This window comes from Mediterraneibacter faecis (assembly GCF_055383675.1).
The window spans coordinates 1,868,244-1,880,423 of the sequence record NZ_AP043803.1 but is presented as its reverse complement, the minus strand read 5'-3'; the positions used below and the strand labels follow the sequence as shown (position 1 = coordinate 1,880,423).

11 protein-coding genes are annotated in these 12,180 nt (G+C 41.1%); all 11 read left to right on the top strand.

Annotated features, from left to right (window positions below; all coding sequences use genetic code 11):
- Positions 1-525: a CinA family protein gene (locus tag ACZ47Z_RS08880; RefSeq protein WP_464525470.1), complete on the top strand. Its 525-nt coding sequence runs from the start codon at positions 1-3 to the stop codon at positions 523-525.
- Positions 526-855: 330 nt separating this feature from the next.
- Positions 856-1,548: an iron-sulfur cluster assembly scaffold protein gene (locus ACZ47Z_RS08875; protein WP_023923083.1), complete on the top strand. Its 693-nt coding sequence runs from the start codon at positions 856-858 to the stop codon at positions 1,546-1,548.
- A 14-nt stretch (positions 1,549-1,562) separates the two neighbouring features.
- Entirely contained in the window at positions 1,563-2,573 is a 1,011-nt protein-coding gene (locus ACZ47Z_RS08870; protein WP_020435632.1) for a GGGtGRT protein, read from the top strand.
- A gap of 349 nt (positions 2,574-2,922) precedes the next feature.
- A complete protein-coding gene (locus ACZ47Z_RS08865) occupies positions 2,923-3,945 on the top strand; it encodes a LacI family DNA-binding transcriptional regulator (protein WP_054751326.1) in 1,023 nt (340 codons plus the stop codon).
- A 257-nt stretch (positions 3,946-4,202) separates the two neighbouring features.
- Entirely contained in the window at positions 4,203-6,128 is a 1,926-nt protein-coding gene (locus ACZ47Z_RS08860) for an oxidoreductase (protein ID WP_464525469.1), read from the top strand.
- 20 nt (positions 6,129-6,148) lie between these two features.
- Entirely contained in the window at positions 6,149-8,155 is a 2,007-nt protein-coding gene (bilR, locus tag ACZ47Z_RS08855; protein ID WP_464525468.1) for a bilirubin reductase, long form, read from the top strand.
- A gap of 141 nt (positions 8,156-8,296) precedes the next feature.
- On the top strand, positions 8,297-8,839 hold the full coding sequence (locus ACZ47Z_RS08850) for a hypothetical protein (protein ID WP_464525467.1): 543 nt from the start codon (positions 8,297-8,299) through the stop codon (positions 8,837-8,839).
- A gap of 171 nt (positions 8,840-9,010) precedes the next feature.
- Positions 9,011-10,108, top strand: coding sequence for a glycerol dehydrogenase (locus ACZ47Z_RS08845; RefSeq protein WP_015529793.1), 1,098 nt, complete (start codon positions 9,011-9,013; stop codon positions 10,106-10,108).
- 286 nt (positions 10,109-10,394) lie between these two features.
- Positions 10,395-10,817: a 6-carboxytetrahydropterin synthase QueD gene (gene queD / locus ACZ47Z_RS08840; RefSeq protein ID WP_054751320.1), complete on the top strand. Its 423-nt coding sequence runs from the start codon at positions 10,395-10,397 to the stop codon at positions 10,815-10,817.
- Positions 10,818-11,468, top strand: coding sequence for a putative 7-carboxy-7-deazaguanine synthase QueE (gene queE / locus ACZ47Z_RS08835; protein ID WP_055165240.1), 651 nt, complete (start codon positions 10,818-10,820; stop codon positions 11,466-11,468).
- A 21-nt stretch (positions 11,469-11,489) separates the two neighbouring features.
- Positions 11,490-12,173, top strand: coding sequence for a 7-cyano-7-deazaguanine synthase QueC (queC, locus tag ACZ47Z_RS08830; protein ID WP_054751316.1), 684 nt, complete (start codon positions 11,490-11,492; stop codon positions 12,171-12,173).
- The last annotated feature ends 7 nt before the right edge of the window (positions 12,174-12,180 follow it).

The following is a 12,180-nucleotide window of genomic DNA, read 5'->3' as shown; positions in this document are numbered from 1 at the left end:
ATGTATCTGGAGTGGTTTTTTAAAGAGAAAGCTGCAGGTGAGAAAAGTCTGGAAGAAGTTGTAGTAGATCTTCTTGCAGAGCGTAAACTTCATGTGACAACAGCAGAATCCTGTACAGGTGGATTGATTGCAGGAACGTTAGTCAATGTGGCAGGAGCATCAGATGTGCTGAACGAGGGATACGTTACGTATTCGAATGAGGCAAAGGAACGTCTAATTCACGTTTCTCATGAGACACTTGAAACTTACGGTGCCGTGAGTGAACAGACAGCGCATGAGATGGCTGAGGGTGCTGCAAAGGCTGCGAATGCGGATGCGGCACTAAGTGCAACAGGAATTGCAGGGCCTGGAGGTGGAACAGAAGAAAAGCCGGTTGGTCTTGTATATATTGGGTGTTATCTGAATGGGAAGACGACAGTGAAAGAGTGTCGTTGGAATGGAAGCCGGATGGAGAACAGATTGGATACTGTGAAAGCAGCATTGGAGATGCTGAAGGAACGTCTGGTGGAAGAGATGTCGGTGTAATAAGAAAAGATTAAGTTGAAGCAGTAACTGTTTCCAAAAGGATACAGAAGCTGCTTTTCTTATACATAAATTTGTCAAGTGTCATATTTATATAATTCTTTCCCTCAGATGGTGAAAATCTTGTCAAAGTTGTGATTGACGAATGCGACAAATTGTGCGAAAATAAATACATATGGTGCAGGGAGAAAGAGTTTGTGGCAGGTGACAAATCAACTTCTCACCGCGCAGACAGTTCAGTGTTAAAAAATAATGCAGAGCTGTCAGTTTTTGTGCGAAAAAAATAGTGTACCGTATACGAAGAAAATCATACATATTGAAAGGAGTATTAACATGATTTATTCACACGAAGTAGAAATGATGTGTCCGGTAGCCCAGGGCGTAAACCATGGCGCAGCTCCAATTCCAGAAGAAGCTAAATGGGTAAAGGCAAAAGAAATCAAAGATATCTCCGGACTTACACACGGTGTAGGCTGGTGTGCTCCACAGCAGGGTACTTGTAAGCTCACACTGAACGTAAAAGACGGAATCATCCAGGAGGCACTTGTTGAGACAATCGGATGTTCAGGAATGACACATTCCGCAGCTATGGCTTCTGAGATCCTTCCGGGAAGAACACTTCTTGAAGCTCTGAATACAGACCTTGTATGTGATGCTATCAACACAGCTATGAGAGAACTGTTCCTTCAGATTGTTTACGGAAGAACTCAGAGTGCATTCTCAGAGGACGGACTTCCGATAGGAGCAGGACTTGAGGACCTTGGAAAAGGACTTCGTTCACAGGTTGGTACAATGTACGGAACACTGAAAAAAGGACCTCGTTATCTTGAGATGACAGATGGTTATGTAACAGGAATCGCACTGAACGAAGATGACGAGATCATCGGATATCAGTTTGTAAACTTCGGTAAGATGATGGACTTCATCAAAGCTGGAGACGAGCCGGCTGTAGCGCTTGAGAAAGCAAAAGGACAGTACGGACGTGTTGACGATGCTGTTAAGATCATTGACCCAAGAAAAGAGTAAGGAGGACTATTTCAATGGCATTATTTGAATCATATGAAAGAAGAGAAAAACAGATTCTTGCAAAACTCGCTGAGTATGGAATCAACTCCATCGAAGAAGCTGCAGAAGTAACTAAAGCAGCTGGTCTTGACGTTTACAAGATGGTTGAAGGAATTCAGCCAATCTGTTTCGAGAACGCTAAGTGGGCTTACACAGTAGGTGCTGCTATCGCAATCAAAAAGGGATGTACAAAGGCAGCTGATGCAGCAGCAGCAATCGGAGAAGGACTTCAGTCTTTCTGTATTCCGGGATCTGTTGCAGATCAGAGAAAAGTTGGTCTTGGACATGGTAACCTTGGAAAAATGCTTCTTGAAGAAGATACAGAGTGCTTCGCATTCCTGGCTGGACACGAGTCATTCGCAGCAGCTGAGGGTGCTATCGGTATCGCTGAGAAAGCAAACAAAGTTCGTAAAAAACCTCTGCGTGTTATCCTGAACGGTCTTGGAAAAGACGCTGCTCAGATCATCGCACGTATCAACGGATTTACATATGTTGAGACAGAGCTTGACTATCACACAGGAGAACTGAAAGAAGTATTCCGTAAAGCATACTCTGAAGGACTTCGTGCGAAAGTTAACTGCTACGGAGCTAACGACGTAGTAGAAGGTGTTAAGATCATGTGGAAAGAGAATGTAGACGTATCTATCACAGGTAACTCTACAAACCCTACAAGATTCCAGCACCCAGTAGCAGGAACATATAAGAAAGAGCGTATCGAAGCTGGAAAGAAATACTTCTCAGTTGCTTCAGGTGGTGGTACAGGACGTACACTTCACCCAGACAACATGGCAGCTGGACCGGCTTCTTACGGAATGACAGATACAATGGGACGTATGCACTCTGATGCACAGTTCGCTGGATCTTCATCTGTACCGGCTCACGTTGAGATGATGGGACTTATCGGAGCAGGAAACAACCCGATGGTTGGTATGACTGTTGCTGTAGCAGTTGCTGTAGAAGAAGCTGCAAAGGCTGGTAAATTCTAAGAATCCCAGTAAAATCAAAGGTTGAAAATAGACAATGTTCGCAATTCAAAGTGTTCATTGTCTATTTTTTATTTTTCCTAAAAATGTGTTCATAGCTACATGTATGAAATGAAGAGCAACAAAAATATAATCCGTAAATATTTTAATCCATAAATATTACCCACAAAAAACTGTCTTATTTCAAGATAGTTTGTTATAATAATTAAAACAATGAGTTATATAGGATAATAAAGGAATATAAGAATTAATGATTACGAACAGTATTCATTTTCAGAAATAGTTAAAGTTTGAATATATGACGATTTTGAAATTAATTTTACTACAATCTAGAAAAAACGAGGCATCACACATGAAGATAAAGATGGTAGACATTGCAAGGCATCTCGGAGTTTCCAAAGCGACAGTTTCGCTTGCGGTGAACGGAAAGCCGGGAGTCAATGAAGAAACCAGAAGAATGGTTTTGGAATGTCTGGAAGAAATGAAGAAGAATAACGGAGTAATTCCGGTAAAAGAGAATATTGTTACAGTGTCTGGCCATCCGGTGAATCAGATGATCAAAATAGTGATCGTTAATCACAGCAAAGGTGCTGCGTGTAATTCAGAAACAGATCTCTGGTCAGATGTATTTGCTACATTTGATTCTGAAGCAAGAAGACTTGGATATCTTTATGGAGTGACGTATTTAAATGATGACATTGCGCAAACAGAAGCAGTAATTACGGAATGTAATATGGATTTTGTGGCAGGCGTTCTTCTTTTTGGAACCGAATTAAAAGAAGAAGATCAAAACCTGCTTGAAAGAATCAAAAAACCATTGGTTCTTTATGACTGTGAACTTCCAAATAGTCGGTATAGCAGCGTATGTGCAGACAATAGACAAATGCTAAAAAGTGCTGTGGATTATCTGTACAAGGAAGGTGCATCAGATATTTATTATTTCTGCACAGGGAAAGATAATTATAATTATCGAGTTCGTAAAGAAGCATTTTTAAATACAAAGTCTAACGAAGATACTGCATCTGCAAAACATATTCTTGATCTTGGAGATGAAATTCCAAAGATAACGGAGACTTTGTTAGACTGGTTGAGAAAAAATCCGCTTCCGCAAGGAATTTTATTTGAAAATCAACAGATTTCAATCGGTGCGTTGACGGCGCTTCGAAAGTATGGAGTGAACATCCCACAGGAAGTGAAAGTTGTCGGATTTGGTATGATTCCTGACTATATATATCAGGATCTAAAGTTGGTACAAATAAGGATATCTGAAATAGAAGGTGTTCTTCTTACAATGGATTTACTGGATAAAAAGATTCGTCAGTATTCAATGTCTAAAGTTAAGATATACACAGAAGCAGAAATGATTATAAGTTAAAATAATCGTAAGACAAAAGAACAAGATGAACAAAAAGAGTTTTTGGATTGTGTGAAAATTCACAAGATTCAGAAACTCTTTTTGATTATTTGCATAATCATATTGATTTGTAAGAGAATTAGTTATAAAAATCATACAAATACAACACCATAATTATTAAAAAACTGGTATAATATAATAGTGAAAAATTTATCAATTTCAATCTGCAGCGAGATGATAAAAGAACGGGAAAAGAAAACAAATTGGAGGAACAGAAGATGAATGAATATTTTCCACATTTATTTGAACCAATTAAGATTGGAAAGACAACGGTAAAGAACAGAATCTTTATGCCGCCGATTTCCACAAACATGGCAGATAAAGGCTATGTGACAGATGCGCTGGTTGAGCATTATTCAGCCAGAGCGAAGGGCGGAGTTGGACTGATTGTTACAGAAGTTACGACAGTAGAGCCGGTATATACATACTTGCCGGGAGATATGTCAATCTATGATGACTCTTATATTCCGGGATGGAAGAAACTGGTAGATGCAGTACATCAGTATGATACGAAGATTTTAGCACAGCTATTTCATCCGGCTTATATGGCATTTCCAATTCCGGGAACACCTCAGCTGATTGCACCGTCCAATGTTGGTCCTTATTATGCAAAATCAGCACCGAGAGCAGTAACAGTAGAAGAACTGCATGTACTTGTTCAGCAGTTTGGAGAGGCTGCACGCCGTTTTCAGATCGCAGGCGGAGACGGAGTTGAGATTCAGTGTGCACATGCGCATGGACTGCTCGGTGGATTCCTTACACCACTTTATAATAAGAGAACAGATGAGTACGGCGGAGACATTAACGGACGTCTCAGACTGACACTTGAAGTAATTGCAAAGATCCGTGAACTTTGTGGTGATGATTTCATTATTGATGTTCGTATTTCAGGAGATGAGTACAGTGAAGGTGGTCTGACACTGAACGACATGATCTATGTATCCAAACAGCTTGAGAAAACAGGTGTTGATTTCATCCATGTTTCCGGAGGAAATACAATCAAGAGAGGAAGTTCCATGCCTGCACCTGGTACATCACCGGCACCGCATGCACACGCAAGTGAGGAGATCAGAAAGCATGTGAACATTCCGGTATCTACAGTTGCAAGAATCAATGAACCATGGGTGGCGGAAGAACTTATCGCAAACGGAAAGACAGATATCTGTATGATCGGTCGTCCGAACCTATGTGACAGTGAATTTGTTAATAAAGCTGCAGAAGGAAAAACAGATGATATCCGTCCATGTATCGGATGTGGACGCTGCCTGACAGGAATTATGTTTGGTAATCCGATCAGCTGTACAGTGAATCCATCTGTAGAGTCTGACGAGATCAAAGAAGCAGATGAGAAGAAGAAAGTTCTTGTGATCGGTGCAGGTCCGGCAGGAATGGAAACAGCTTACGTTGCTAAGAAACGCGGACATGAAGTTATTCTCTGCGAAAAAAGCGGAGAGTTCGGAGGTCTTTTAAGACTTGCAGCAGTCCCAATCGCTAAGCAGGAACTTTGTAAAGTGATTAAATTCATGGCACGTCGTCTGAGAAATGAAGGAATTGAAGTTCGTATGAACTGCGAAGTAACACCGGAAATGCTTGCGGGAGAATTTAAGGATTATGAGGTTGTCTGTTCTACAGGAGCAGTTCCGAAAGAAATCCCTCCATTCAAAGTATTTAAGCAGACAATGACAGCAGATGATGTACTTGCAGGAAGAAAATATCCGGGAAGAAAGATTGTTATTCTTGGTGGTGGATCTGTTGGATGTGAGACAGCAGACTATCTTGCACCACTGATTGATGATATGTTCCCTGCAAACCGTGACATTACAGTGATCGAGATGACAGCGTCACTGATGCCGGGAGAAGGCGGAGCAGCTAAGAGCCAGCTGACAATGAGACTCAAGAGAAAAGGTGTGAAGATTGAATTGAACAGTCAGGTGACGAAGGTTGATGAGACTACGATCACTTATGAGAAAGACGGACAGGAATATCATATCACAGATGCGGATACACTGATCTTTGCAGTCGGTTATGCACCGAACAAGGTAGAGACTACAGAAGAGAGAGTTCATTTTATCGGAGACTGTGACAAAGTCGGAACTTTGAAAGATGCAATTGCTGCAGGACATAAACTGGCAGAAGAACTGTAATTGAAAAAAGGAGAAAAAAGATGGGGAATAAATTATCAGAACCAATTAAAGTTGGAAATCTTACTTTTAAAAATAGAATCATGTTTCCACCACTCACAACAGGATATGAAGAAAGAGACGGATCGATTGGGGAGAGAAGCCTGAATTTCTATGAAAGACTTGCGAAAGGTGGAGCAGCATATGTTGTTATCGGAGATGTAGCTCCTGTAAGAACAGCTTCACCGACACCAAAGCTTTATGATGACAGCCAGATTCCGGTATATAAAAATCTGGCAGACACATTACATAAGTATGACTGTAAGCTTGCACTTCAGTTATTCCATCCGGAGTATGATGTTCCTGGAGTTGGACGCATGATCATGGAGGCAGGTATTGCAAGACAGGCTGCGGCAAAAGCACAGGCAGAGGGAAACGCAGAAGAAGCAAAGAAACAGATGGAAGAATGCGACAGACTTACGAAAGGCGCTTATGCAAAACTTCATCATGATATGCAGCATTTTGTAACAGAGGCAACGGTTGAACAGTTAGAAGATATTAAAAACAGTATCGCTGCATGTGCAGCAAAGGCGCAGAAAGCAGGAATCGATGCGATTGAAGTACATGGAGATCGTCTTCTTGGTTCCCTTTGCTCAAAAATTCTGAATCACAGAGAAGATCAGTACGGGGGAAGTCTTGAGAACCGTACAAGATATGCACTCGAAGTAGTAGCAGCAATTAAAGAAGCAGCACCGGATCTTATGATCGAGTACAAGTTGCCAATCATCACCGTAAATCCAGATGGAACACTTCGTGGAAAAGGTGGACTTGAGGCAGAAGAAGGAATCCGTTTTGCCAAGATGCTTGAAGAGGCAGGAATCGATATGATCCAGGTTGCTCAGGCGAACCATACAGGAAATATGGGAGATACAATCCCGCCAATGGGAGATGTTCCATATAACTGGACACTTCCGGTAGCCAGAGAAGTGAAAAAACTGGTATCCGTTCCGGTTGCAACAGTTGGTCGTGTTGTCAGCTTAGAAGCAGGAGAGAAGATCCTCGAAGACGGAGATGCCGATATCGTAGCTTATGGACGTTCCATGCTTGCAGATGCAGATATTGCCAATAAAGCTATATCCGGAGAGTGCATCAGAGAATGCTTGAACTGTAATAAAGGATGCGTAGATGCAATTCAGGGACGTAAATACATTTCCTGCGTATTAAATGCAGAGAACGGAAACGAAGGAACTATATTTATCAAACCTGCAGACGAGAAGAAAAAGGTTGCAGTTGTAGGTGCCGGAATCGCCGGACTTGAGGCAGCAAGAGTTGCAGCAAAACGTGGACATGAAGTAACCGTATTTGAGAAATCAGATAAGATTGGTGGACAGATTCATTTGGCAGCAGTTCCGCCAAGAAAGAGCGAGATTTTAAGATCTATTGAATATTATGAGAAGATTCTCCCGGAACTCTCTGTGGATGTGAAATTAAATACAGAAGCAGATTGTGAAGAGCTGAATAAGTTTGATCATGTAATTCTTGCTATCGGTGCGCATAACATGGATCTTCCAATGTCTGTTACAGACAGCAATGTTGTTTCTGCCTGGGATGTTCTTGTAGGATGCGAAGTGAGTGGAGCATGTGCAGTACTTGGCGGAGGATTAGTTGGAACTGAAACAGCAGAATTCCTTGCACAGAAAGGTCTCAAAGTAAGCATTGTCGAGATGCTGGATCAGATTGCAACAGGAGAATCCGAGACAGTAATGCCACTGATCAAAAAAGACTTTGAAGAACACGATGTAAAAGAGTATGTGAATACAAGAGTGAATTCCATCGAGAATAATGTGATTCATGCTGTGAATACAAAAGACGAGTCAGAGGTTACAATTGAAGCTGATACAATTGTGAATGCACTTGGGTCTAAGAAGAATCTCTTCGACGACAGTAAGCTGACAGTTCCATTTGTATATGTTGGAGACTGTAGCGGTGAGAGAACAGCAGATATCTCAGCAGCAATCCGCAGCGGATATCAGGCTGGAAATGAAATCTGAGAATTTTTAAATTTTATTCAGTGAGAAAATAAGTAAAATACAGGGTGGTGCTGTAAACAGAAAATCTGTAGACAGTATCACCCTGTTTCAGTTATAATAAAATAAAATTTTTGTTATAAAAAATGAAAATGGAGCAAGGCTATGATAAACAAAGAACTATTTTATAAAGTAACATTAATTGATTGTAACGGAAAAGAATTGGAAGTTGCTAAATTTCTGCAGATTTTAACAGGAATGGAAAAAACAGAAACAAGAAGAATTGTAGCAAGTTTGCCGTGTGTTTTGTATGAAGAGCTTGACGGAGAGGCGTGTTCTTATATTGAGGAGGCACTGGATTTCTATACAGCAAAATATAAGTTTGAACCAGTCGGTGATGAAAAAGAAGTGTATGAAGTAGAGCCATCGGTGTATCCTTCAAAACAGGTGATCGCGCTTGGAAGTATGGTTGATTACATCGGAAAGAGGTCAGAGTTTGTAAGCATCGCGAGAAAATATGATTTCCCGAAGAATGTGAGTCTGAATGATACGCCTTTCCTGGTAAAAGACGGTTTGGCAGAGGGGCAGGCAGTGAACCTTCGGCAGGATCTTCGCAATATGGGAATGTTTGCATTGATCATGAGAAGCGGAGCAGAAGTTCAGCAGGTGAAGAAAAGAGGATTTTTTACGGGGCTATTTGCACGTTGAGATGAATAAAAGGGTTGTTTGATACAGACAGCTGTGAGTAGTGATTATATAGCCGATTTCTTACAGAAAATTCAATTGGATTTTATTGACACTTTTGTAGATAAGGACTACAATATCTTTAGATTGTTAATTTAATAACATACAAATAAAGAGTTTAGGAGGCAGACAAAAATGGCAAATATTTTATGTAGTCCGAGCAAATATGTTCAAGGTGCAGGTGAGATGAAAAAGCTGGGTGAATATGCTCAGAAGTATGGTAAAAAAGCACTTGTACTGATCACAGAGTCGGGGTATAAACGTATTGAAGACGTTCTCAAAGTTGGATTTGAAGGATATGATATTGAACCAGTGTATGAGTATTTCAACAGAGAATGTAGCAAGACAGAAATTAATCGTTTGGTAGCCGTTATGAATGAAAAGGGCTGTGATGTTGTTATTGGTATTGGCGGAGGAAAGATCCTTGATACTGCGAAAGCAGTTGCTTATTACAAAGAAGTGCCGGTACTGATCTGTCCGACAATTGCATCTACAGATGCGCCATGCAGTGCACTTTCTGTTATTTATACTGATGAAGGCGTATTCGAAGAATACTTATTCCTCCCAGCTAATCCAAACATGGTTCTGATGGACACAGAAATCATTGCAAAATCACCAGTCAGACTGACAGTTTCCGGAATGGGTGATGCACTTGCAACTTATTTTGAAGCAAGAGCCTGTCAGGCTAGCGAAGCAACAACTTGTGCTGGTGGAAATGTTACTATGGCAGCGATGTCACTCGCAAAACTGTGCTTTGATACATTGATGAATGAAGGTGTGAAGGCAAAACTTGCTCTGGAAGCAGGAGCCTGCACAAAAGCTGTTGAGAAGGTAATTGAAGCTAATACATTGCTTAGTGGAATCGGATTTGAGAGTGGCGGTCTTGCAGGAGCACATGCAATCCATAATGGATTCACAGTTTTGGACGAGTGTCATCATATGTATCATGGAGAGAAAGTTGCATTTGGAACAATCACACAGCTTGTTCTGGAAGACATTCCGGCAGAAGAACTGGAAGACATTATAGATTGGTGCATTGAACTGGGACTTCCTGTTACATTAAAAGAACTTGGTATCACAGAAGTGACAGACGAGAAGCTTATGGCAGTTGCGACAGCAGCCTGTGCAGAGAATGATACACTTCATAACATGCCATTTGAGGTGACACCTGAGACTGTATGCGCAGCAATTAAGGCAGCAGATGCTTACGGAAGATATTTCCTGGGAGAATAGAATATGGGAAATAGGATACCATTTCGTTAAAATAGAAAAACCAATTTGACAAACTGATTTTCTGTGGTATAATTTTCATGCTGTGAAAAACAGCCGACAGTTCATTTGTACCTTCCTGTCGAAAAACAAAACCAGGGCTAGTTAAGAAGATTCTAGGCTCTGCGTGCAAAGAAGTACGCAGAGCTTTTTATATTCAGGAAATACTTTCCCATATATATAAAACGCTCCGCTTAGGATACACAGCTCTTAAAAGGTACATACATTTCACATACAGGAGAGTTGAAATATGTATTATTTGCAAACAAAAGCCAGTTTTGACGCAGCGCATTTTTTATGGAAATACGAAGGAAAATGTAAAAATATCCACGGACATCGTTGGAATGTTGTTGCAAAAATCAAAAGTCAGGAGCTGGAGCAAGAAGGACAGACACGGGGAATGGTAGTGGACTTTGGTAATTTGAAAAAGGATCTGAAAAAACTTTGCGATTCCTTTGATCATAGTCTGATTTACGAGACAGGATCACTGAAAGCAGAAACAGTAGCTGCACTTCAGAATGAGGACTTTCATTTGGAGAAAGTTTCCTTTCGTCCCACAGCAGAAAATTTTGCATATTATTTCTACAAGGAATTAACGGAATTGGGATATGAGGTTCATTGTGTGGAAGTATATGAGACACCGAATAATTGTGCGGTTTATGAGGAAGAGTAGATGAAAGTAGTAGAAAAATTCACCAGTATTAATGGGGAAGGCACACGGGCAGGAGAATTGGCAGTCTTTGTTCGTTTCAAAGGATGCAATCTGCGTTGTAGCTATTGTGATACTATGTGGGCCAATGAACCGGATTGCCCATATGAAGAGGAAACCCCGGAAGAGATTTTAAATTATGTTTTAGGAACCGGAATTCGCAATGTGACACTTACAGGTGGAGAACCGTTACTGCAAAAAGACATCAGAGAATTGATTCACCTTCTTTTACAAGCCGGTTTACAGGTCGAAATTGAGACAAATGGCGCAGTTGATTTATCTGCATTTTGTGAAGAACGACCGGTATTTACAATGGATTATAAGTTACCGTCAAGCGGGTGCGAAGAATATATGATAACAGAGAACATGGAACTGCTAGGAAAGGATGATACTGTAAAGTTTGTATGTGGCAGCCAGAAAGATCTGTTAAAAGCACTGGACGTGATTCAGACTTATAATCTGACAAACAGGTGTCATGTGTATCTTAGTCCTGTTTTTGGATCCATAGAACCAGTGCAGATCGTAGAATTTATGCTGAAACATCGGTTAAATGGTGTGCGTCTGCAGATTCAGATGCATAAAGTAATCTGGGATCCAAATGAACGGGGCGTATAAATAAGTAGTGAGGTGATGGAGATGAAAGCATTAGTTCTCTTTAGTGGAGGAATTGATTCAACAACGGCATTAGGACTGGCAATCAAAAAGTACGGGAAAGACCAGGTGATTGCACTCTCGGTTTCCTATGGACAGAAGCACGATAAAGAAATCAGGGCTGCAATAGCAGTTGCCGAATATTATGGCGTGGAGCATCTGTTCCTGGATTTAAGCAAGATATTTCAATATAGCAACTGTTCACTGCTTCAACAGTCCACGGAAGAAATTCCGGAGGAGAGTTACGCAGAGCAGATTTCAAAAACAAATGGCGATAAGCCTGTAAGCACATACGTACCGTTCCGAAATGGGTTATTTCTTTCTTCGGCAGCAAGTATCGCACTGAGCAAGGAATGTGGAGTGATTTATTATGGAGCTCATGCAGATGATTCTGCCGGTTTTGCTTATCCGGATTGCTCACCTGTATTCAATCAGGCGATGAATGAAGCAATCTGGGAAGGCTCCGGACATCAGCTGAAAATAGAAGCTCCTTTTGTAAATGTATCCAAAGCCGAAGTAGTACGGATTGGATTAGAACTGGGAGTTCCGTATGAATTGACATGGTCCTGTTACGAAGGTGGAGAGAAGCCTTGCGGAAAATGCGGAACATGCATTGATCGCGCAGCAGCATTTCAGGCGAATCACGTAGAAGACCCTGCGTTGAGATAGAGGAGGA